General features: G+C 64.7%; 18 protein-coding genes. 12 read left to right on the top strand and 6 right to left on the bottom strand.

What is annotated here, in order from left to right; genetic code table 11:
* Position 1: 1 nt before the first annotated feature.
* Positions 2–1957 carry an acetate--CoA ligase gene (gene acs / locus FJV80_RS28770; protein ID WP_095775841.1) on the bottom strand — a complete coding sequence of 652 codons (1956 nt, stop codon included), beginning with the start codon at positions 1955–1957 and terminating at the stop codon, positions 2–4.
* Positions 1958–2272: 315 nt separating this feature from the next.
* On the opposite strand from acs, the gene FJV80_RS28765 reads away from it, so the two are divergent.
* A complete protein-coding gene (locus FJV80_RS28765) occupies positions 2273–2545 on the top strand; it encodes an usg protein (protein ID WP_095775840.1) in 273 nt (90 codons plus the stop codon).
* A 215-nt stretch (positions 2546–2760) separates the two neighbouring features.
* Here FJV80_RS28765 and FJV80_RS28755 read toward each other — a convergent pair whose 3' ends face one another.
* The gene (locus FJV80_RS28755) at positions 2761–3795 is read right to left on the bottom strand and encodes an aldo/keto reductase (RefSeq protein ID WP_142878060.1); all 1035 of its coding nucleotides are present in this window, start codon (positions 3793–3795) and stop codon (positions 2761–2763) included.
* Positions 3796–3853: 58 nt separating this feature from the next.
* Positions 3854–5035 (bottom strand): MFS transporter, encoded by a 1182-nt coding sequence (locus FJV80_RS28750; protein ID WP_142878066.1) that lies wholly within the window; start codon positions 5033–5035, stop codon positions 3854–3856.
* A gap of 122 nt (positions 5036–5157) precedes the next feature.
* On the opposite strand from FJV80_RS28750, the gene FJV80_RS28745 reads away from it, so the two are divergent.
* Positions 5158–6066, top strand: a complete 909-nt coding sequence (locus FJV80_RS28745) for a LysR family transcriptional regulator (protein WP_142878059.1) — start codon at positions 5158–5160, stop codon at positions 6064–6066.
* A 50-nt stretch (positions 6067–6116) separates the two neighbouring features.
* On the opposite strand, the gene FJV80_RS28740 is transcribed toward FJV80_RS28745, so the two are convergent.
* Both FJV80_RS28740 and FJV80_RS28735 read right to left on the bottom strand, forming a co-directional pair.
* Positions 6117–7166: an aldo/keto reductase gene (locus tag FJV80_RS28740; RefSeq protein WP_142878058.1), complete on the bottom strand. Its 1050-nt coding sequence runs from the start codon at positions 7164–7166 to the stop codon at positions 6117–6119.
* Positions 7167–7275: 109 nt separating this feature from the next.
* Entirely contained in the window at positions 7276–7938 is a 663-nt protein-coding gene (locus tag FJV80_RS28735; protein ID WP_142878057.1) for a YggS family pyridoxal phosphate-dependent enzyme, read from the bottom strand.
* 156 nt (positions 7939–8094) lie between these two features.
* On the opposite strand from FJV80_RS28735, the gene leuS reads away from it, so the two are divergent.
* The 3 genes from leuS to FJV80_RS28720 all read left to right on the top strand — a co-directional run bounded on the left by leuS (position 8095) and on the right by FJV80_RS28720 (position 14133).
* Positions 8095–10719: a leucine--tRNA ligase gene (leuS, locus tag FJV80_RS28730; protein WP_142878056.1), complete on the top strand. Its 2625-nt coding sequence runs from the start codon at positions 8095–8097 to the stop codon at positions 10717–10719.
* Positions 10706–11284, top strand: a complete 579-nt coding sequence (gene lptE, locus FJV80_RS28725) for an LPS assembly lipoprotein LptE (protein WP_142878055.1) — start codon at positions 10706–10708, stop codon at positions 11282–11284. Before leuS ends, lptE begins: the two co-directional genes overlap by 14 nt.
* Positions 11285–11550: 266 nt before the next feature.
* On the top strand, positions 11551–14133 hold the full coding sequence (locus FJV80_RS28720; protein WP_142878054.1) for a DNA translocase FtsK: 2583 nt from the start codon (positions 11551–11553) through the stop codon (positions 14131–14133).
* 87 nt (positions 14134–14220) lie between these two features.
* Here FJV80_RS28720 and fsa read toward each other — a convergent pair whose 3' ends face one another.
* On the bottom strand, positions 14221–14877 hold the full coding sequence (fsa, locus tag FJV80_RS28715) for a fructose-6-phosphate aldolase (protein WP_095775831.1): 657 nt from the start codon (positions 14875–14877) through the stop codon (positions 14221–14223).
* 90 nt (positions 14878–14967) lie between these two features.
* On the opposite strand from fsa, the gene FJV80_RS28710 reads away from it, so the two are divergent.
* The 7 genes from FJV80_RS28710 (at position 14968) to atpD (ending at position 23388) form a co-directional block, all read left to right on the top strand.
* Complete coding sequence (locus tag FJV80_RS28710) at positions 14968–17151, top strand: primosomal protein N' (RefSeq protein ID WP_142878053.1); 2184 nt, start codon at positions 14968–14970, stop codon at positions 17149–17151.
* A gap of 50 nt (positions 17152–17201) precedes the next feature.
* Positions 17202–17897: an aspartate/glutamate racemase family protein gene (locus FJV80_RS28705; protein WP_095794004.1), complete on the top strand. Its 696-nt coding sequence runs from the start codon at positions 17202–17204 to the stop codon at positions 17895–17897.
* 176 nt (positions 17898–18073) lie between these two features.
* Positions 18074–18469, top strand: coding sequence for a DUF4345 family protein (locus tag FJV80_RS28700; protein WP_095793986.1), 396 nt, complete (start codon positions 18074–18076; stop codon positions 18467–18469).
* Positions 18470–18715: 246 nt separating this feature from the next.
* Complete coding sequence (locus FJV80_RS28695; protein ID WP_142878052.1) at positions 18716–19276, top strand: F0F1 ATP synthase subunit delta; 561 nt, start codon at positions 18716–18718, stop codon at positions 19274–19276.
* On the top strand, positions 19276–20805 hold the full coding sequence (gene atpA, locus FJV80_RS28690; RefSeq protein ID WP_019861845.1) for a F0F1 ATP synthase subunit alpha: 1530 nt from the start codon (positions 19276–19278) through the stop codon (positions 20803–20805). The genes FJV80_RS28695 and atpA overlap by 1 nt, the downstream gene beginning before the upstream one ends.
* Positions 20806–20837: 32 nt before the next feature.
* On the top strand, positions 20838–21722 hold the full coding sequence (locus FJV80_RS28685) for a F0F1 ATP synthase subunit gamma (protein WP_095793983.1): 885 nt from the start codon (positions 20838–20840) through the stop codon (positions 21720–21722).
* Positions 21723–21792: 70 nt separating this feature from the next.
* Complete coding sequence (atpD, locus tag FJV80_RS28675) at positions 21793–23388, top strand: F0F1 ATP synthase subunit beta (protein WP_181167985.1); 1596 nt, start codon at positions 21793–21795, stop codon at positions 23386–23388.
* Positions 23389–23483: the final 95 nt, after the last annotated feature.

Genomic DNA, 23483 nt, shown 5'->3' with positions numbered 1-23483 from the left:
TTCAGCCTTTCTTGTTCTGCCGGTTGGCGATGAGATCGTCAACGACGGCCGGATCGGCGAGTGTCGAGGTGTCGCCCAGGGTGGCGAAATCGTCCTCGGCTATCTTGCGCAGGATGCGGCGCATGATCTTGCCCGAGCGTGTCTTGGGCAGGCCGGGAGCGAACTGGATCTTGTCGGGCGAAGCGATGGCGCCGATCTCCTTGCGGACGTGGGCGATGAGCTCCTTGCGCAGTTCCTCGGTCGGCCCCACCCCCTTCATCAAGGTGACGTAGCTGTAGATGCCCTGGCCCTTGATGTCGTGCGGATAGCCGACGACGGCGGCCTCGGACACCGTGTCATGGCTGACCAGCGCCGATTCGACTTCCGCCGTACCCATGCGGTGGCCGGAGACGTTGATGACGTCGTCGACACGGCCGGTGATCCAGTAGTAGCCGTCGGCGTCGCGCCTGCAGCCGTCACCAGTGAAATACTTCCCCTTGTAGGTGGAAAAATAGGTCTGCACGAAACGGTCGTGATCGCCATAGACGGTGCGCATCTGGCCCGGCCAGGAATCGGTGATGCAGAGATTGCCGTCGGCCGCCCCTTCCAGCACCTTGCCTTCGCCGTCGACCAGCTGCGGCTTGACGCCGAAGAAGGGCCGCGTCGCCGAGCCGGGCTTGAGGTCGGTGGCGCCCGGCAGCGGCGTGATCAGGATGCCGCCGGTCTCGGTCTGCCACCAGGTGTCGACGATCGGCACCTTGCCGTTGCCGACGACGTTGAAATACCACTCCCAGGCTTCCGGGTTGATCGGCTCGCCGACCGAACCGAGCACGCGCAGCGATTTGCGCGAGGTCTTCTTGACCGGATCGTTGCCGGCGCCCATCAGCGCGCGCAGCGCGGTCGGGGCGGTGTAGAAGATGTTGACCTTGTGCTTGTCGATGACTTCCCAGAAGCGCGCCTGCGAGGGGTAGTTCGGCACGCCCTCGAACATCAGCGTGGTGGCGCCGTTGGCGAGCGGGCCATAGACGATGTAGCTGTGGCCGGTGACCCAGCCGACATCGGCGGTGCACCAGTAGATGTCGCCGTCATGGTAGTCGAAGACATATTGGTGCGTCATCGAGGCATAGACGAGATAGCCGGCGGTGGTGTGCAGCACGCCCTTCGGCTTGCCGGTCGAGCCTGAGGTGTAAAGGATGAACAGCGGGTCTTCCGCTTTCATCTTCTCGGGCTTGCACTCGGCCTTCACCGTCGCGACCTCGTCGTGATACCAGAGGTCGCGGCCCGGCGCCCAGCCGATCTTGCCGCCGGTGCGGCGCACGACGAGGACGTTCTTCACCATGACGAAGTTCTTGGCGGCGATGTCGATCGCCTTGTCGGTGTTCTCCTTCAGCGGAATCGACTTGCCGCCGCGCAGGCCCTCATCCGATGTGATGACGAAGGTCGATTCGCAGTCGACGATGCGGCCGGCCAGCGCATCGGGCGAGAAGCCGCCGAAGACGATCGAATGGATGGCGCCGATACGCGTGCAGGCCAGCATCGCATAGGCGGCTTCCGGGATCATCGGCATGTAGATGGTGACGCGGTCGCCCTTCTTGACGCCGTGCTTCTTCATCACATTGGCGAGCCGGCAAACGTGCTCGTAGAGCTCGTTGTAGGTAATTTTCTTGTCGTCGTAGGGGTTGTCGCCTTCCCAGATGATGGCGGTCTGGTTGCCACGCTTCTTCAGATGGCGGTCGATGCAATTGTACGAGACATTGGTCAGCCCGTCCTCGAACCATTTGATCGCGACCTTGCCGTCGAAGGAGGTGTTCTTGACCTTGCTGAACGGCTTGAACCAGTCGATGCGCTTGCCGTGCTTGCCCCAGAACTTGTCCGGGTTCTTGATGCTGTCGGCATACCATTTCAGGTAGGTGTCGTTGTCGATCAGCGCGTTCTTCTTCCACGCCGGCTGGACGCGATGGACATGAACCTCGGACATTCCTGACTTTCCTCCCAAACCAATCCGCCGCCTTGAACCGCCGGCTGGATCGCGGCGAAGCGGCCGCGAATTCGGCGGCATTATTACCAGTTCCGGCGTTACGGCAATATTAGACGTTGGATTTGCGTGGCGGGATGCCGCAGGGGCATTGGCGGACGTTGTCAGCACTCAGCTTAGCTCGCTGCTAACTGTATGTTTTCGCGTCGAAAAGCCTGTTTCGATCAGGAAAAATCAATAGACAGTTAAGCAACGGCGCGCACAATCTGACGTTGGGAGGAAAGGAGACTCAACCAAGGGACCGCCAAGGGGGCAGCAATGCGCGACCATGCCGAAATGGACCTGATGCTCAAAGGCTATGGCCTGACCACGGCCAAGATTCTCTATCATTTCCCCGACCATCCCCACCTGCTGCAGAGCTTCATCTGGCAGGACTACGACCTCGCTCCGACGTTTCCGGTGCTGATCAAATTCATCGAATTCTGGAAGGCCAAGCTCGACGGGCCGCTGCACTCGGTTGTCTACACGCACCAGAAGCTGATCGCGCCGAACGAATGGCGCAAGGTGGATGGCGAGTTCGTGCTGCATTAGGGGCTGTAGCGCAGGCATTATCGACCGCTAGTGACTGGCGGAAACGCCCTTCACTTCGTCATCCACGGGCGGAGCAAGGAGCGTAGCGACGCGGCGCAGACCCCTGGAACTGCTCCGCAGCCCAAGGGATCCATGCCGCGACTTCCGAGCGCCGCTGCGGTGCAGAATTCTGCTCCGCTGCAATGGCGGTCCCGGAACGTAGGACCGAGACTTAATTAAACCGCCGGCGGGTTGAGCCGGGCAAAACCTTCCTGGCGGCGATAGGGGAAATACGGATAGGGCGCTGTCACTTCGCTTGCCGCGTCGAGTTTCTTCACCTGTTCGGGCGTCAAGGCCCAGCCGACGGCGCCGAGGTTCTGGCGCAATTGTTCCTCGTTGCGGGCGCCGATGATGACGGAGGAAACGGTCGGGCGCTGCAACAGCCAGTTGATGGCGATCTGCGGCACGGTCCTCCCGGTTTCCCGCGCCACCGCGTCCAGCGCGTCCATCACCCGGTAGAGATGTTCGTCCTCGACCGGCGGGCCGAAGCTTGCGGTGTCATGCAGCCGGCTCTTTTCCGGCAGCGGCTGGCCGCGGCGGATCTTGCCGGTCAGCCGCCCCCATCCGAGCGGGCTCCACACCAGCGCGCCGACGCCCTGGTCGAGGCCGAGCGGCATCAGTTCCCACTCATAGTCGCGGCCGACCAGCGAATAGTAGACCTGGTGCGCGACGTAACGCGGATAACCGTGCTTGTCGGCCTCCGCAAGCGACTTCATCACCTGCCAGCCGGAGAAGTTGGAGACGCCGACATAGCGCAGCTTGCCGGCGCGCACGAGCTCGTCCAGGGTCGACAGCACTTCCTCGATCGGCGTGCCGGCATCGAAGGCGTGCAGTTGCAACAGGTCGATATAGTCGGTGCCGAGGCGCTTCAGCGCGGCGTCCACGGATTTGATCAGTCGTGAACGGGAAGAGCCGTAGTCGGCCGGCCCATCACCCATCGGCAAGGACGTCTTGGTCGAGATCAGCACGGCATCGCGCCGGCCCTTGATGGCTTCGCCGAGCACCTCTTCCGATGCGCCGTTCGAATAGACGTCGGCGGTGTCGAACAGATTGACACCGGATTCCAGGCAGATGTCGACCAGCCGCCGCGCTTCCCTGGCGTCGCTGTTGCCCCAGGCGCCGAACAGCGGACCGGAGCCGCCAAAGGTTCCCGCGCCAAATGAGAGTGCGGGCACTTTCAGGCCCGATGCGCCGAGACGTCGATAGTCCATTTTCTTACTCCTGGTGGTTTGGAAAGGGGTGTCGAAAAAACCGGTCCGCCGACGTGCGTCAGGGTCGGACGGAGACGGGCGCGCCGAGCGCGTTGGCGCGATCAAGGCGCAGGGCCAGCCCGGCCACGCCGAGTGCCGCGACCGGCAGCAAGGCGGCGACCCAGGTGAGCGAACCCAGTCCAAGGCCATGAGCAATGACCGCGCCGCCGAGCCAGGCGCCAGCGGCATTGCCGAGATTGAAGGCGGCGATGTTGAAGGAGGAGGCAAGGCTCTGGCCGGCGCCTTGCGCCTTGTCCAGCACCCACATCTGCAGCGGCGCCACGGTGCCGAAGGCGGCGGCGCCGAGCAGGCCGACATAGATGACGGCCATGACCTGGCTGTGGATGGCGAAGCTCATGGTCGCCAGCACCACGGCGAGCACCACGAGGCTGCCCAGCACCGCCGGCACCAGCCAGCGGTCGGCGACCTTGCCGCCGGCGAGGTTGCCGGCGATGAGGCCGCCGCCGAAGACGAGCAGGATCGGCGACACGGCGGCTTCCTTGAAGCCGCTGATCTCGGTCAACAGCGGAGCGATGTAGGTGAAGACGGCAAAGACGCCGGCATAGCCGAGCACGGTGGTGGCGAGGCCGAGCAGGACCGGCGTGCGGCGCAGCACGGCAAGGTCGGCGCGCAGGTCGCTCTTTTCGGGCGCGACCTCGCTGCGTGGCACCAGGGCCAGGATGACGGCGAACGCCGCCAGGCCGACCAAGGTCACCGCCCAGAAGGTCGCGCGCCAGCCGAAGGCCTGGCCGAGCCAGGTGCCGAAGGGCACGCCGAGGATATTGGCGATGGTGAGCCCGGTGAACATCAGCGCGATCGCCGACGCCTTCTTGTTGGGCGCGACCAGGCCGGTGGCGACGACAGAACCGACGCCGAAGAACGTGCCATGGGCAAAGGCGGTGATGATCCGCGCGCCCATCAGGGTCCAATAATCGGGCGCCAGCGCACAGGCGAGATTGCCCAGCGTGAAGATCGCCATCAGCGCCAGCAGCACGGTCTTGCGCGGCCAGTTGCCGGTGGCGATGGTGAGCAGCGGCGCGCCGATGACGACACCCAGCGCATAGCCCGAAATGAGCTGGCCGGCGGCCGAGATCGAGACGCCGAGGTCCTTGCTGACGTCGATGAGCAGACCCATGATGACGAATTCGGTGACGCCAATGCCAAAGGCACCGGCGGCGAGGGCGTAGAGAGCAAGAGGCATGGCGGTTCCCACTTTGGCGACGAGCGCCTTGTCCAAACCGCGCTCCGAGCCAAAAGATCGTGTCGCCATGCACTGTGAACCAGACTTGCATTGGGCACATTTTCTGTGAAATAGATTCACAAATGGCCAGACCCGACATCAACCGCTCCGGCGAGATCGAAGTGTTTGTGCGCGTGGTCGAGGCGGGTAGCTTCTCGGCGGCGGCGCGCATGTTGCGCATGACGCCATCAGCCGTCAGCAAGCTGATCGCGCGTCTGGAAGCCCGGCTCGGCGCGCGGCTGGTCAGCCGCTCGACACGCAAGCTGCAGCTGACGCCGGAGGGAACGGCGTTCTACGACAGCGGATTGCGTATCCTGGCCGACATGGCCGCGGCCGAGCGCGAGGCGGCGGCGGGTGCCGCACCGCGCGGGCGGCTGCGCGTCAACACCTACGTGCCCTTCGGCGTGCACCGGCTGATCCCGCTGTTGCCGCGCTTCCTCGAACGCTATCCCGAAATTTCGGTCGATCTGGTGCTGACCGACAGCGTCATCGACCTGATGGCCGAACGCGCCGATGTCGCCATCCGCGCCGGGCCGCTCGGCGAATCGCGGCTGGTGGCGCGCAAGCTCGGGCAAAGCCCGGTGGTGGTGGTAGCGGCCCCGTCCTATCTCGAAGCGCATGGCAAGCCGCTGACGCCGGCCGATCTCGATGGGCATAATCGCATGGGCTTCGGCTTCGTCAGGCACATTGATGGCTGGCCGTTTGTCGACGCTGCCGGCAACGCGGTCATGGTCCCGATCACCGGCAACACGCTGGTCAGCGACGGCGAGGCGATGCGGCTGATGACGCTGGCCGGAGCGGGCATCTCCCGGCTGGCGCGCTGGCATGTCGCGGCCGATATCGCTGTCGGGCGGCTAGTGGCGCTGCTGGAGGATTTCAATCCGGGCGACGAGGAGGCGACCCACGCCGTCTATGTCGGCCAGGGCCGGCATCTGCCGGCGCGGGTGCGGGCCTTTCTCGATTTTCTGGGAGAGAGTGTGCGGCTGGCCTGACAGGACACTCGGGAGCCGCCGGGCTCCCGAGATAACTGCGCTGGCAGCTACTATGCTTTCGGCACGAACGGCGCCGGGCGACGGCCGGCCGCCTGGCGCTCCAGCATCCAGCCGGGATATTCGGATGGCAGCGCGCTGACCTCGTCGAGCCTGGCGAGATCGTCCGCGTCGAGCTTCACTTCAGCCGCGGCGAGGTTCTGTTCGAGCTGGTCCATGCGGCTGGCGCCGATGATGACGCTCATCACGAAGGGCTTGGCCAGGACATAGCCGAGCGCCACCGTGGCAACGCTGACGTCATGCTTTCTGGCGATCTCGCGCATGACGGCGACGGCCGCCCAGGCGCGGTCCTCGTTGACCGGCGGGAAGTTGAAGGACGCACGGCGGCCCTCGCCATTGCCGGGCGCGCCAGGACCGTACTTGCCGGAAAGCAGGCCGCCCGCCATCGGCGACCACACCATCAGGCCGAGTTTTTCTTCGCTGATGAGCGGCACGATCTCGCGCTCAAGGTCGCGGCCGGCGATCGAATAGTAGGACTGGATGGTCTCGAAGCGGGCGAAGTCCTTGCGGTCGGCGATGCCGAGCGCCTTGGCGATGCGCCATGCCGCCCAGTTGGAAACGCCGACATAGCGGACCTTGCCGCTGGCAACGAGGTCGTCCAGCGCCCGTAGCGTCTCGTCGATCGGCGTCACCGCGTCGGTGCCGTGCAGCTGATAGAGATCGATATGGTCGAGCTGCAGCCGTTCGAGGCTGGCATCGACCGAATCCATGATGTGGCCGCGCGAGGAACCGCGCTCGTTCGGACCCTGGCCCATGGCCCCATGCACCTTGGTGGCGATGACGACGTCCGACCGTTTGACGCCGAGATCCCTGAGCGACTGGCCGAGCAGGCGCTCGGACTCGCCGAAGGAGTAGACGTCGGCCGTGTCGAAGAAATTGACGCCGGCGGCGATCGAGCGGCCGACGATCTCGTTGACGCCCTTCTGGTCGAGGCTGGCGATCAGCCCCCATTGGGCATTCTGCCCGGCGGCGCCGAAGGTCATGGTGCCGAGGCACAGTTCGGAGACGAACATCCCCGTATTTCCAAGCTGGTTGTAACGCATGGCGAAGCTCCAGGAGAAATGTGTGATGACACAAAACAAATAGGAACGGTACGTTTCGTTTCAAGTCGTGGCGCAGCCGGCTTGCCGAACTGGCCCAAAGGCGTGCGTATCAGCGGCTGCCGAAGATCGCCGAGCCGACCCTGACGCTGGTGGCGCCGAAGGCGATGGCCGTCTCGTAGTCACCGGACATGCCCATCGACAGCTTGGCGACGCCGGCCTCGCGGGCAAGCTTTTCCAGCAGGGCGAAATGCGGGCCGGGATTCTCGTCGGCCGGCGGGATGCACATCAGGCCTTCGATGGCGAGGCCGTGGACATCGCGGCAGCGGGCGACGAAGGCGATCGCCGCGCGCGGCTCGATGCCGGCCTTCTGCGGCTCGGAGCCGGTGTTGACCTGGACATAGAGCTTCGGTGCGCGGCCTTGCCTGGCGATTTCCTTGGCGAGTTCGGCGGCGATTTTCTCGCGGTCGATCGTTTCGATGACGTCGAACAGCGCCACCGCTTCCTTGGTCTTGTTCGATTGCAGCGGACCGATGAGATGCAACTCGATGTCAGGAAAAGCCTGCTTCTGATCGGGCCATTTGGCTTGCGCTTCCTGCACGCGGTTCTCGCCGAAGACCCGTTGGCCGGCCTCGATCACCGGCCGGATGTCGGCGGCGTCAAAGGTCTTGGAGACGGCCACCAGCGTCACCGCGCCGGCCTCGCGGCGGGCCTCCTGCTCGGCGGCGGCGATCTTCGCCTTGACCGCGAAAAACTGCTGAACGGTGTCACCCATATGCAAATCCCGCTGTTTTGACCCGCGTTTTTAGCCGCCGCGATGCCCATATGGTTGACGGGTTTGCCAAACCATGGTGAACACCCGGACCACATTCCCTGAACCGCGGAGCCAGTCGCCCGCGGTTCGCGCCTGCTTTTAAGTGAAAAACGTCCCATGGCAACCGAACGATACAATCCGCGCGCGTCAGAACCCAAATGGCAGAAGGCCTGGGCCGAAAAGAAGCTGTTCGAAGCGCGCAATGACGACCCGAAGCCGAAATACTATGTGCTGGAGATGTTCCCCTATCCGTCGGGGCGCATCCATATCGGTCACACCCGCAATTACACGATGGGCGACGTGGTGGCGCGCTACAAGCGGGCCAAGGGGTTCAACGTGCTGCATCCGATGGGCTGGGACGCCTTCGGCATGCCGGCCGAAAACGCAGCGATGCAGAACAAGGTCCACCCCAAGGAATGGACCTACCAGAACATCGCTACCATGCGCGAGCAGCTCAAGGTCATGGGCCTGTCGCTGGACTGGGCGCGCGAATTCGCGACCTGCGACGTCGACTACTACCACCGCCAGCAGATGCTGTTCCTCGATTTCGTCGAGAAGGGGTTGGTGACGCGCAAATCCTCCAAGGTCAACTGGGACCCGGAGGATATGACGGTGCTCGCCAACGAGCAGGTCATCGACGGGCGCGGCTGGCGCTCCGGAGCGCTGGTCGAACAGCGCGAACTGACGCAGTGGTTCTTCAAGATCACCGACTTTGCGCAGGACCTGCTGGATTCGCTCGACGGCCTCGACGAATGGCCGGAAAAAGTGAAGCTGATGCAGCAGAACTGGATCGGCCGCTCGGAAGGCCTGCTGATCCGCTGGCCTTTGGCCTCCGATGTTGCCGGCGAGCATGAGCTGGAAGTCTACACGACGCGGCCCGACACGATCTTCGGTGCCTCCTTCATGGCCGTCGCCGCCGATCACCCGCTGGCCAAAAAGGCCGCCGAGACCAATCCGGCGCTGGCGAAGTTCATCGACGAGGTCCGCCATATGGGCACGTCGGTGGCCGCACTTGAGACGGCCGAGAAGAAGGGTTTCGACACCGGCATCCGCGTCGTCCATCCCTTCGACGACAGCTGGACGCTGCCCGTCTACGTCGCCAATTTCGTGCTGATGGAATACGGCACCGGCGCCATATTCGGCTGTCCGTCCGGCGACCAACGCGACCTCGACTTCGCCAACAAATACGGCCTGCCGGTGATCCCGGTGGTGATGCCGGAAGGCGGCGATGCGAAGTCGTTCCAGATCACGGAAGAAGCGTATGTCGACGACGGGGTGATGATCAATTCACGCTTCCTCGACGGCATGAAGCCGGACCGCGCCTTCGACGAAGTGGCGAAGCTGCTGGAGCAGAGGACGATCGGCAACCGGCCGATGGCCGAGCGCAAGGTGAATTTCCGCCTGCGCGACTGGGGCATTTCGCGTCAGCGCTACTGGGGCTGCCCGATCCCGATGATCCATTGCGAGGATTGCGGCGTGGTGCCCGTGCCGAAGGCCGACCTGCCGGTCAAGCTGCCCGACGATGTGGATTTCGACCGGCCGGGCAACCCGCTCGACCGGCATCCGACCTGGCGGCATGTAAAGTGCCCGCAATGCGGCAAGGACGCGCGGCGCGAGACCGATACGATGGACACGTTCGTCGATTCGTCCTGGTATTTCGCCCGCTTCACCGCGCCCTGGGCGCATGAGCCGACCGATCCCAGGGCGGCGAACGAATGGCTGCCGGTGGACCAGTATATCGGCGGCATCGAGCATGCGATCCTGCATCTGCTCTATTCGCGCTTCTTCACCCGCGCCATGCGCGAGACCGGCCATGTCGATCTGGCGGAGCCGTTCAAGGGCCTGTTCACGCAAGGCATGGTGGTGCACGAGACCTACCGCGTCGGATCGGCTTCGAACGGCCGCTGGCTGGCGCCGACCGAAGTGCGGCTGGAGGGCGTCGACGGCGAACGCCGCGCCTTCGACATCGCCACCGGCGAGGCTGTCACCATCGGCCCGCTGGAGAAGATGTCGAAGTCGAAGAAGAACACGGTGAGCCCGGAAGACATTACCGACGGCTACGGCGCCGACACGGCGCGCTGGTTCATGCTGTCGGATTCGCCGCCCGAGCGTGATGTCGAGTGGACCGACGATGGCGCCGCCGGCGCGCACCGCTTCATGCAGCGCATCTGGCGGCTGGTGTCGACGGCGGCCGAGACGCTGGCGGGCGTCAAGCCCGCGGCGGCCGACGCCGGCGAGGCGGGAGCGGTGTCGAAGGCCACGCACAAGATCCTGAAGGCGGTCGGCGAGGACATCGAGAAGCTCGGCTTCAACCGCGCCATCGCCCGCATCTATGAACTGGCCAATGTGCTGACCACGCCGCTCAACCAGGTGGCGGAAGGCAAGGCCGATCCGGCACTGCAGAGCGCCTGCCGCCAGGCGGTGGAGATCCTGGTGCATCTGATCGCGCCAGTGATGCCGCATCTGGCAGAAGAGTGCTGGGAGACGCTCGGCGGCACCGATCTGGTCGCCGAACGGCCATGGCCGGTCTTCGACCCGGCGCTGGTCGTCGACAACGAAGTGACCTATCCGGTGCAGGTCAACGGCAAGAAGCGGGGGGATTTGACAATTGCCCGCGACGCGGACCAAGGTGCGGTCGAAAAAGCGGTATTGGCTCTCGACTTCGTGCAGAAAGCACTCGAAGGTAAGGCTCCGCGCAAGGTGATCATCGTACCGCAGAGGATCGTCAATGTCGTTGCCTGATCGGGAAAAGACAGAGCTGAGCCGTCTGCTGCGCCGAGTCGCGCTCGCCGGCCTTGTCGGCTCGCTGGCTCTGGTTTCGGCCTGCACGGTGCGGCCGCTCTATTCCAACGCGCCGTTGTCGACGGGCTCGACCGCCAATGCCGAGCTGGCGTCGATCGCCATCAAGCCGGTCAGGACGCGTTATGCCCAGCAGGTGCGCAACAATCTGATCTTCGGCTTCGGGCGAGGCGCCGGCGAACCGGCTTCGCCGCTTTATTCGCTTAATCTCAGCGTGGCCGAATCTGTTGAATCCTCGGCCCTCGTGCAGGTCGGCACCGATGAGGACGAGCCGACCGCCGGCTCGGTGACGCTGACCGCCAACTATACGCTGACCGATGCGAAAACCGGCGCCGTCATCACCGTCGGCAAGCGCTCGATTACCTCGTCCTTCGACAGGCCGCGCCAGGAATTTGCCTCGTACAGGGCGCAGATCGACGCCGAGAACCGCGCCGCGCGCGAACTGGCCGAGGCGCTGCAGCTGTCCATCGCCCAGGATCTGGTCAGGCACGGCAAGGCGGCCAGCTAGCGCCACTCTTCGTTTCACGGAAACGCCATCTCGATCCTGGTGTCCGGCCGCCTCGCAGCGGCCGGGCAGTATATTTTCAACCCGCCCTTGGCCCGATGCACTGGGATGCGCGGGCGACCGCTGAACGGCGATCAGCCGCTCGAATTCCGATCACCTCACATCGCCGCGAAAGATACGTTTCGACCGCTCCAAAAGCGCTGGCGGGAAGCAACTGTTAACCACTCGCTCCCTATTGCTCAGCGGACATTTCAGAGTGAGTCTTGAGAATGGAATCCAAGCGTTTTCCTCGGGTCAATTCATTGAAGCCAGCTTCGCCCGATGACCCCGAGGGAAAGCGTTTCAACGGCGTGAGCGGCAAGGTGGACGGCCAGCCGCCCGGCGCGACCGCGGGCGGCAATTTCCCGCCACCTGTCGATCTCGGCGGCAATGAAAGTCCCGCCTGGCAGGAGTATTTCTTCCTGGCGCCCAATGTGCGGTTTACCCGCACGCCGGACTACGAAGCCAGCGCACGCCATCCGCGCCAGATCACCTCCGAGCAAGGCGAATCGCCGGCGCCGCCGGCGCGGCAAGCCGTCGCACAGCCTGCCGCGGCTGCGCCGTCGTCCATGGTCCCGTCCCCGTCACTGTCGGCGGCGATGAAAAGCCGGAACGCCGCTTTGGAAGCCGCCCGGCCGCCCGCCGGCAACAAAGCCGTGATGCATGAAAGATCACCGGCCTCGGCATCCGTTCCGCCAAGGCATGCCAGCGAAAAGGCGCGGACCCTGGTGACGGCCGGTCCGGGGACCGCTGCGCCGGTACGTGCATCCGCACCGGCCGCGTCTGCCCAGGGAATGGCGGCGCCGGTCAAGACAACCGACCGCGAAACCGTCCGCTGGCCCTATCTGTCGGATCACGTCTTCTTCGAGCTCATGGCGCCTTACATGATCGAAGGTTCGTCGCCCGCGTCGCGAGCCGTCCCGGTTCAGCGCGCCGCCGCGCCGGTCGCCGCCGGGCGGGTCGATGTTCGCGCCGCGCCGACGGCCGACCCGACCGCGTTGTTCCGTGTCATCGACTGCCTTCCAGGCCAGCAGGCCTCGTCCGCCTCGTCGGATGTCCGTCCGGCCAACTCCAACGAAGCGGTGGTTCAGCCGGCGGCGGGTGGTGTGCCGAAGCGAACCCAGGCGCGGGTCGCAGTGCCCGCCGTCGCGGGCAATGCCGCTCCGGCGCAAGGCGCCGAGGACACCGTGCAGGTTCCGGCCGGGCGCGCCTCTTCGCCGCTGCCTCTGGCCGGCAAGATCGTGCCAGCCACGACGGGCGAGGCGTACGAACTTCCCTCGGAAGAGCTGCTGCAGCAGCCGCCGGAAGGGCAGGGCTTCTATATGTCGCAGGAGCGGCTCGAGCAGAATGCCGATCTCCTGGAGAGCGTGCTCGAGGATTTCGGCGTGCGCGGCGAGATCATCCACGTTCGCCCGGGTCCGGTCGTCACCCTCTATGAGTTCGAGCCGGCGCCGGGCGTCAAATCGTCCCGCGTCATCGGTCTTGCCGATGATATCGCCCGCTCCATGTCGGCGATTTCGGCGCGCGTCGCCGTCGTGCCCGGCCGCAACGTCATCGGCATCGAGCTGCCGAACGAGACGCGCGAGACCGTCTATTTCCGCGAACTGATCGAATCGCAGGGCTTCCGCAAGACCAGCTGCAAGCTGGCGCTTTGCCTCGGCAAGACGATCGGCGGCGAGCCCGTCATCGCCGAACTGGCGAAGATGCCGCATCTGCTGGTCGCCGGCACCACCGGCTCCGGCAAGTCGGTCGCCATCAACACCATGATCCTGTCGCTGCTCTACCGGCTGAAGCCGGAAGAATGCCGGCTGATCATGGTCGATCCGAAGATGCTGGAACTCTCGGTCTATGACGGCATCCCGCATCTTCTGACGCCCGTCGTCACCGATCCCAAGAAGGCCGTCACCGCGCTCAAATGGGCGGTGCGCGAGATGGAGGACCGCTATCGCAAGATGGCGCGGCTCGGCGTGCGCAACATCGACGGCTACAATGAGCGCGCCGCCCAGGCCCGCGACAAGGGCGAGGCGGTCGTCATGACCGTGCAGACCGGCTTCGAAAAGGGCACCGGCGAGCCGCTGTTCGAGCAGCAGGAAATCGATCTTGCGCCGATGCCCTACATCGTCGTCATCGTCGACGAGATGGCCGACCTGATGATGGTCGCCGGCAAGGAGATCGAAGGCGCCATCCAGCGCCTGGCGCAGATGGCACGCGCGGCCGGCATCCATCTGATCATGGCAACGCAACGCCCCTCGGTCGACGTCATCACTGGCACGATCAAGGCCAACTTCCCGACCCGCATCTCCTTCCAGGTCACCTCCAAGATCGACAGCCGCACCATCCTGGGCGAGCAGGGCGCCGAACAGCTGCTCGGCCAGGGCGACATGCTGCACATGATGGGTGGCGGGCGCATTTCGCGCGTGCATGGCCCCTTCGTCTCCGACGCCGAGGTCGAACATGTCGTGGCGCATCTGAAGGCGCAGGGCCGCCCGGAATATCTGGAGACGGTGACCGCCGACGAGGACGAGGAAGAAGTCGAGGACGACCAGGGCGCGGTCTTCGACAAGGGATCGGTCGCCGCTGAGGACGGCGATTCCAGCTATGACGAGGCGGTCAAGGTGGTGGTGCGCGACAAGAAGTGTTCGACGTCCTACATCCAGCGCCGTCTCGGCATAGGCTACAACCGGGCCGCATCCCTGGTCGAGCGCATGGAGAAGGAAGGCCTGGTCGGCGCGCCCAACCATGTCGGCAAGCGCGAAATCATCATGGGCCGGCGCCCGCCGGCAGCCGCGCCCGACGACGACGGCACGGAATGATCGGCGGCCCTTGCGGCGATCGGGCTTCTTCCGACACATAACAAAAAAGGCCGGTCGCCCGGCCTTTCTCATTGAAGCAGTGCGATCTCAGCCGATCTTCTGGCCGGTCTTGGCCCAGTCTGCGAGGAAGGCGGCGAGACCCTTGTCGGTCAGCGGATGGTTGACCAGCGCCTTCAGCGTCGCCGGCGGCGCGGTGATGACGTCGGCGCCGATCAGGGCCGCTTGCTTGACGTGGTTCACCGTGCGCACCGAAGCGGTCAGGATCTCGGTCTGGAAATCGTAATTGTCGTAGATCTGGCGGATCTCCTGGATCAGCTCCATGCCGTCCGAGCCGGTGTCGTCGATGCGGCCGACGAAGGGCGAGATGAAAGAGGCGCCGGCCTTGGCGGCGAGCAGCGCCTGGTTGGCCGAGAAGCACAGCGTGACGTTGACCATGCGGTTCATCTGGGTGCGGATCGTCTTGCAGGCCTTCAGGCCGTCCAGCGTCAGCGGCACCTTGATGCAGACATTGGGCGCGATCTTGGCCAGCACCTCGGCCTCCGCCATCATGTCCTTGTATTCGGTCGCCACGACTTCGGCCGAGACCGGGCCGGCGACGATATCGCAGATCTGCTTGGTGACGTCGGCGATCTTGCCGCCGGATTTGAGAATCAGCGACGGATTGGTGGTGACGCCGTCGAGCAGCCCCAGATCATTCAGCTCACGGATTTCCTTGATGTCGGCGGTGTCGACGAAAAATTTCATGGCGGTCTCCTGACGATTTCGTCGTGCTTGGGAAGGCACGTTCAGCGTTGCTCTTTGATCTAGACCAAAGTCGGGGCAAGGTCACGCCTCATGATCGAAGATTCGCCCTTTGTCGCAGCCGCGCCGGTGCTGGTGCCGATGCCTGCCGAACGCCCCTACACCTATGCCGTGCCGGCCGGCATGCGCGTGGTGCCGGGGTCGATCGTGCGCGTGCCGCTCGGGCCGCGCCAGGTTGCCGGCATCGTCTGGGATGGCGCGGTCGAGACTGTCGACGCGAAAAAACTGCGCCCGATCGAACAGGTCTTCGACTGCCCGCCGATCGACCGTTCGATGCGCCGTTTCGTCGACTGGGTGGCGCAATACACGCTGTCGGCGCCGGGCATGGTGGCGCGGATGCTGCTCAGAGCGCCGGAGGCCTTCGACCCGGAGCCCTGGATCGAGGGGTTGCAGCGCACCCTTATCGTTCCCGACCGGATGACGGATGCGCGGGCGCGCGTGCTGGAAACGGCCGAAGGCGGGTTGGCCTGGACACGATCCGGCCTCGCGCATGCGGCCGGCGTGTCGTCGACGGTGATCGAGGGGCTGAAGGCGCAAGGCGTGTTCGAGGCGGTGATGATCCCGCCGCGCCCGGTCGTGGCAGCACCTGACCCGAGCTATGCCGTGCCGGAATTGATGCCGGACCAGAGCGACGCCGCATCGATGCTGCGCGCCAATGTCGCGGCCGGCGCCTTCAACGTCGCGCTGCTCGACGGCGTCACCGGGTCTGGCAAGACGGAGGTCTATTTCGAGGCGGTGGCGGCCGCGCTCGACCAGGGCAAGCAGGTGCTGATCCTTTTGCCGGAAATCGCGCTGACCCATGCCTTCCTCGAACGCTTCCAGCAGCGCTTCGGCGCCAAGCCAGGCGAATGGCATTCCGACCTACCGCCGAAGATGCGCGAAAAAGTCTGGCGGCAGGTGGCGGAAGGCACGGTGCGCGTCGTTGCCGGCGCGCGCTCGGCGCTGTTCCTGCCGTTCAAGGAGCTCGGCCTGATCGTCGTCGACGAGGAGCACGACCCTGCCTACAAGCAGGAGGACCGTGTCTTCTACAATGCGCGCGACATGGCGGTGGTGCGCGGCCATATTGGCGGCTTCCCGGTGGTGCTGGCATCGGCGACGCCATCGGTCGAGAGCCGCGTCAATGCGAGCCAGGGCAAGTACAACAGGGCCATTCTCTCCGCCCGCTTCGCCGAGGCGGCGCTGCCCCAGCTGAAGTCGATCGACATGCGGCGCGCGCCACCGGCGCGTGGCGGCTTCCTGTCGCCGGTGCTGATCGACCATATGGGCAAGACGCTGGCGAAGAAGGAACAGTCGCTGCTGTTCCTCAACCGGCGCGGCTATGCGCCGCTTACGCTGTGCCGCGTTTGCGGCCACCGTTTCGGCTGCCCGGTCTGTTCGGCCTGGCTGGTCGAGCATCGCTTTCGCGGCCAGCTGGTCTGCCATCATTGCGGGCACAATGAGCGCCGCCCCGAAGCCTGCCCGGAATGCGGCACGCTCGATCATCTGGTCGCCTGCGGCCCGGGCGTCGAGCGCATCGCCGAGGAGGTCGTCACGCATTTCCCCGATGCGCGCACCATTGTCTTGTCGTCCGACCTGATGGGCGGCGTGCGGCGGCTGCGGCTGGAACTGGAGGCGATCGCCGATGGCGAGGCTGACATCGTCATCGGCACACAGCTCGTCGCCAAGGGCCACAATTTTCCCAACATGACGCTGGTCGGCGTCGTCGATGCCGATCTTGGCCTTGCCAATGGCGATCCGCGCGCCGCCGAGCGCACCTTCCAGCTGCTCAGCCAGGTGACCGGCCGCGCCGGCCGCACCGGCAAGAAGAGCCTCGGCCTGCTGCAGACTTTCCAGCCCGACCATCCGGTGATGCGGGCGATAGTCTCGGGCGATGCCGAGGCTTTTTACGAACGCGAGATCGCCGAGCGCGAGCGGGCGGCGCTGCCACCGTTCGGCCGGCTGGCCGGCGTCATCGTCAGCGCGGTGACGCGGGCGGAAGCGGAAGGGCATGCACGCGGCCTGCGCCGCGCCGCGCCCGAGGCGGCAGACCTGTTCGTGCTGGGGCCGGCGGAAGCGCCGCTGTCCCTGCTCGGCGGCCGCCATCGCTTCCGCCTGCTGATCCAGGGCGAACGGCGCGCCGACATGCAGGGCTTTATCCGCGCCATGCTGGCCAACGGGCCGAAGCAGCGAGGTTCGGTCCGGGTGCAGGTCGACATCGATCCGCAGAGCTTTTTGTAAGGTCGCCATATCGGCGATAGGCTGCTGACCAGCGAGAAATGGAAGATCACATGAAAACCCTTGGCTTGCTCGGCGGCATGAGCTGGGAATCGACCGCCATCTACTATCGCCTGCTCAACGAGATCGTGCGCGAGCGCCTCGGCGGGTTGCATTCGGCCAAGCTGCTTTTGTGGTCGTTCGATTTCGCCGAGATCGCCGAGCGGCAGCATCATGGCGATTGGGACGGCGCCGGCGTGCTTCTGAATGATGCCGCGCGCAAGCTGGAGGCGGGCGGTGCGGAAGGCCTGGTTCTGTGCACCAACACCATGCACAGACTGGCTGACCAGGTGCAGGCGTCGGTGTCGATCCCCTTGATCCATATCGCCGACGCCACTGCGGCCGCGGTCAAGCGCACAGGCATGCAGCGCCCGGCGCTGCTGGCGACGCGCTTCACCATGGAGCAGGATTTCTACAAGGGCCGGCTCGCCGACAAATACGGCCTGTCGCCTGTCGTGCCCGATGCGGCCGGGCGCGACATGGTGCATCGCGTCATCTATGACGAGCTCTGTCAGGGCATCGTCAGCGAAGCTTCGAAGGCGGCCTACATGGAAGAGGCCGAACGCCTTCGGCGTGACGAGGCCGCCGACAGCATCATCATGGGCTGCACCGAGATCACCATGCTCATCGGACAGGATGATTTCGACATTCCGGTTTTCGACACGACACGCATCCATGCCGAGGCGGCGGTGGAATTCGCGCTCGGTTGATGCGCCCGCTTTTTATTCTGACGCAATTGCCTAGGGAAAACGCTATGCGTTTTTCCCGGGAAAACGTTTCACACTTTTCCTGGCATGGCCTTGAAAGTGCCTGATGCCATCTGGCGCGGCGCTTTTCCTCGGTTAGAATGCCCGGAATTTCAAAACAGGCATTTCGAGGGGACAGCATGGATTTTGCGCTTCCATGGCCGACGAGCCAGGGCGAATGGCTGGCCTGGTCGAGCGCCGTCTTCACCGTGCTGCTCGGGTTTCTGTTTTTCCTGGCGCCTGGGCTGGCCTTCCGCATCCTGCGCCTGCAGGCGAAACCGGAGAAGGCGGCGGCGATCGCAGAGGGGCGTGGCAGGATGTCGGGCTTTTATCTCGGCGTCGGCCTGTGCTGCATTCTCTTGGCGCAGCCATTGGTTTACATGGCGCTCGGCTTCTCCTGGCTGTTCACGGCCTTCGGCCGGCTGCTGTCGATGATGTCGGATGGCGCCAACACACCTTTCAATTGGGTTTCCATTGTGGTGGAGTTGGTCCTGGCGGCGTTGCCGCTCGCCTTTGCCTTCGGCTTTGTGCCCTGAATCCAAGGCTATTCCGGCGCATCGGGCGCGAGTCTTTCGCCGGATGCGACAATAGTGCCTGAAAAGCATGCGGAACGACGCATTGCGGTCTTAAAATGCCTGTGCTAGACGGCAATCGACTTTCGGCCGGGGATAGCGGAAGCCGCGCCTCCGTGCTTGAAAAAATGCAGTAAGGTCAAAGATTTAGCCAGAGTTTTTGCTCGCGCCAACAATCTGCGGCCTGTCAGACAAGAGAAAAGACGGTCCGTGGCTCAATCGTCATCGCCAATCTCAGGTGTCGCAGAACGCTATGCGGGTTCGCTGTTCGAACTCGCCCTGCAGGCAAATTCCGTGGCCAAGGTCGAGTCCGACCTCAACAGTTTCGAGGCGATGCTCGCGGGCAGTTCCGACCTGACCCGGCTGATCAACAGCCCGGTATTCTCCAGCGAGGAGCAGGCCAAGGCCATCGCGGCGATCGCCGACAAGGCCAAGATCACCGGCCTCACCGGTAATTTCCTGCGCGTCGTCGCCCGCAATCGCCGGCTGTTCGCCGTGCCCGGCATGATCAAGGCGTTCCGCCAGATCGCCGCCGAGCATCGTGGCGAGACCGCTGCTGAAGTGACGTCGGCTCACGAGCTGACGGCTGCCCAGCAGGCCGAACTCAAGGCGGCGCTGAAAAGCGTTGCCGGCAAGGACGTGGCCATCTCCGTCACCGTCGATCCGTCGCTGCTCGGCGGGCTGGTGGTCAGGATGGGCTCGCGCCAGATCGATACGTCGCTCAAAACCAAACTCAATTCGCTCAAGCTTGCACTGAAAGAGGTCGGCTGATGGACATCCGCGCCGCGGAAATTTCCGCAATTCTGAAAGACCAGATCAAGAATTTCGGCAAGGAGGCCGAGGTCTCCGAAGTTGGACAGGTGCTGTCCGTCGGTGACGGTATCGCCCGCGTCTACGGCCTCGACAATGTCCAGGCCGGCGAAATGGTCGAATTCCCCGGCGGCATCCGCGGCATGGCGCTCAACCTCGAAGCCGACAATGTCGGCGTCGTCATCTTCGGCGCCGACCGCGACATCAAGGAAGGCGACACCGTCAAGCGCACCGGCGCCATCGTCGACGTTCCGGTCGGTCCGGGCCTGCTCGGCCGCGTCGTCGACGCGCTCGGCAACCCGATCGACGGCAAGGGCCCGATCAAGGCGACCGAACGCAAGCGCGTCGACGTCAAGGCGCCCGGCATCATCCCGCGCAAGTCGGTGCATGAGCCGATGTCGACCGGCCTCAAGGCCATCGACGCGCTGATCCCGGTCGGCCGCGGCCAGCGCGAGCTGGTGATCGGCGACCGCCAGACCGGCAAGACCGCCATCATCCTCGACACGATGCTCAACCAGAAGTCGGTGCACGACAACGGCCCCGAGAAGGAAAAGCTCTACTGCGTCTACGTCGCCGTCGGCCAGAAGCGCTCGACCGTCGCGCAGTTCGTCAAGGTGCTGGAAGAGCGCGGCGCGCTCGAATATTCGATCATCGTCGCCGCCACCGCTTCCGATCCGGCGCCGATGCAGTTCCTGGCGCCGTTCGCCGGCTGCACCATGGGCGAATATTTCCGCGACAACGGCATGCATGCGCTGATCAGCTACGACGATCTGTCGAAGCAGGCCGTCGCCTATCGCCAGATGTCGCTGCTCCTGCGCCGCCCGCCGGGCCGCGAAGCCTATCCGGGCGACGTCTTCTACCTGCACTCGCGCCTGCTCGAGCGCGCCGCCAAGCTCAATGACGATCTGGGCAATGGCTCGCTGACGGCTCTGCCGGTCATCGAAACCCAGGCCAACGACGTGTCGGCCTACATCCCGACCAACGTGATCTCGATCACCGACGGCCAGATCTTCCTCGAAACCAACCTGTTCTTCCAGGGCATCCGTCCGGCCGTCAACGTCGGTCTGTCGGTGTCGCGCGTCGGTTCCTCGGCGCAGATCAAGGCAATGAAGCAGGTTGCCGGCTCGATCAAGGGCGAGCTCGCGCAGTACCGCGAAATGGCGGCCTTCGCGCAGTTCGGCTCGGATCTCGACGCCGCCACGCAGCGCCTGCTCAACCGCGGATCGCGCCTGACCGAACTCCTGAAGCAGCCGCAGTTCTCGCCGCTGAAGACGGAAGAGCAGGTCGCGGTGATCTTCGCCGGCGTCAACGGCTATCTCGACAAGCTGCCGGTCAACCAGGTCGGCAAGTTCGAGCATGGCCTGCTCAGCCACATGCGTGCGGCGGGCAAGGACGTTCTCGACGCCATCCGCAAGGAAAAGGCGCTGTCGGACGATCTGCGCGCCAAGCTGAAGGCAGAGATCGACGCTTTCGCCAAGACCTTCGCCTGAGCAAAGCGACAAGACGGGATCAGGTTTGAAGCATGCCTTCATTAAAAGACCTTCGTAACCGTATCGCCTCGGTCAAGGCGACGCAGAAGATCACCAAGGCGATGCAGATGGTCGCCGCGGCGAAGCTGCGCCGTGCGCAAGAGGCAGCGGAAGCGGCGCGCCCCTATTCGGAGCGCATGGGTTCCGTGCTGGCCAACATCACCCAGGCAATCGGCAGCGGCGGCGACGCCCCGGCGCTGATGACCGGCACCGGCAAGGACAACGTGCATCTGCTCGTCGTCTGCACCGCCGAGCGCGGCCTGTGCGGCGGCTTCAATTCGCAGATCGCCCGTCTTGCCCGCGATCATATCCGGCGGCTTCTGGCCGACGGCAAGCAGGTCAAGATCATCTGCGTCGGCAAGAAGGGTTTCGACATCCTGCGCCGCGACTATGCCTCGATGATCCTCGATCGCGTCGACCTGCGCGAGGTCAAGACGCTCGGCTTCGTCAATGCCGACGCGATCGCCAAGAAAGTCATCCACCTCTTCAACGAGGGCGCCTTCGACATCTGCACGCTGTTCTATTCGCAGTTCAAGTCGGTGATCAGCCAGGTCCCGACCGCGCAGCAGATCATCCCGGCCGGCGTCGCTTCGGCTCCCGCCGAGGCGGTGGATGGCGGCAATGCCGTCTACGAGTATGAGCCGGAGCCGGGCGAAATCCTCTCCGACCTCATCCCGCGCAACATTTCCGTGCAGGTTTTCCGGGCGCTGCTCGAAAACGCGGCCGGCGAAATGGGCGCCAAGATGAGCGCCATGGACAATGCGACGCGCAACGCCGGCGAGATGATCAACAAGCTGTCGATCACCTACAATCGCCAGCGGCAGGCGCAGATCACCAAGGAACTGATCGAAATCATTTCGGGCGCCGAAGCGCTCTAGGCGTGGTTCGCGGGCCATCGGCCCGCTCCAGGACCGCGTGAGAAACAAAGGACGAAAAAGGGTAAAGACGATGGCGAAAGCAGCGACCCCCAAGACGGCGGCCCCCAAGGCGGCAGCCGCGAAGACCGCAGCCCCCGCAAAGGCGGCCAAGGCTCCGGCAGCCGCCGCGAAGGCAGCTCCGGCAAAGACGGCCGCGGCGCCGGCCAAGGCCGCGGCGGCCAGGACTCCCGCAGTGGCCGCCAAGGCGACGGGCGTCGTCGGCAAGGTCCGCCAGGTCATCGGCGCCGTCGTCGACGTACAATTCGGCGATCACCTTCCGGCGATCCTGAACGCGCTCGAGACGACCAATGTCGGCAATCGCCTGGTGCTCGAAGTTGCCCAGCACCTGGGTGAAAACACCGTGCGCTGCATCGCCATGGACTCCACCGAAGGTCTGGTGCGCGGCCAGGAAGTGCGCGACACCGGTGCGCCGATCACGGTGCCGGTCGGCCCGGGCATGCTCGGCCGCATCATCAACGTCATCGGCGAGCCGGTCGACGAAGAAGGCCCGGTCGACGGGATCGAAATGCGCTCCATCCACCAGCCGGCTCCGACCTATGTCGAGCAGTCGACGGAAGCGCAGATCCTGATCACCGGCATCAAGGTGCTCGACCTGCTGGCACCTTACGCCAAGGGCGGCAAGATCGGCCTGTTCGGCGGCGCCGGCGTCGGCAAGACCGTGCTGATCCAGGAACTGATCAACAACATCGCCAAGGCGCATGGCGGCTATTCGGTGTTCGCCGGCGTCGGCGAGCGCACCCGCGAGGGTAACGATCTCTATCACGAGTTCATCGAATCCGGCGTCAACAAGAAGGGCGGCGGCGAAGGCTCCAAGGCGGCCCTCGTGTACGGCCAGATGAACGAGCCGCCGGGCGCGCGCGCCCGCGTCGGCCTGACCGGCCTGACGGTCGCTGAATATTTCCGCGACCAGGGACAGGACGTGCTGTTCTTCGTCGACAACATCTTCCGCTTCACGCAGGCCGGTTCGGAAGTGTCGGCTCTTCTGGGCCGTATCCCGTCGGCCGTGGGCTATCAGCCGACGCTTGCCACCGACATGGGCGCGCTGCAGGAACGTATCACCACCACCACCAAGGGCTCGATCACCTCGGTGCAGGCCATCTACGTGCCCGCCGACGACTTGACCGACCCGGCGCCGGCAACCTCGTTCGCCCACCTCGACGCGACGACGACGCTGAACCGCGCCATCGCCGAAAAGGGCATCTATCCGGCGGTCGATCCGCTGGATTCGACCTCGCGCATGCTCGACCCGATGGTTGTCGGCGAAGAGCACTATGCCGTTGCCCGCCAGGTGCAGTCGATCCTCCAGCGCTACAAGTCGCTGCAGGACATCATCGCCATCCTGGGCATGGACGAGCTGTCGGAAGAGGACAAGCAGACCGTGGCCCGCGCCCGCAAGATCGAGCGCTTCCTGTCGCAGCCCTTCTTCGTCGCCGAAGTGTTCACCGGCGCGCCGGGCAAGCTCGTCGACCTCGCCGACACCATCAAGGGCTTCAAGGGCCTCTGCAACGGCGACTACGATCACCTGCCGGAAGCCGCCTTCTACATGGTCGGCGGCATCGAGGAAGCGGTCGAGAAGGCACAGCGCCTGGCGGCTGAAGCGGCTTAATCAAGGGAATAGGGAGTAGTCAGTAGTCAGTAGTGAATAGCAGCTGGGTGATCGGGACGGTTCCCTCTCTCCCTACTTCCTACTCACTATTCCCT

Origin of the sequence: Mesorhizobium sp. WSM4310, assembly GCF_007003935.1 — a bacterium.
In the GTDB taxonomy this organism is placed as follows: Bacteria; Pseudomonadota; Alphaproteobacteria; order Rhizobiales; family Rhizobiaceae; genus Mesorhizobium.
The sequence above is the reverse complement of the archived record's forward strand: the minus strand, read 5'-3'. Positions and strand labels throughout refer to the sequence as shown.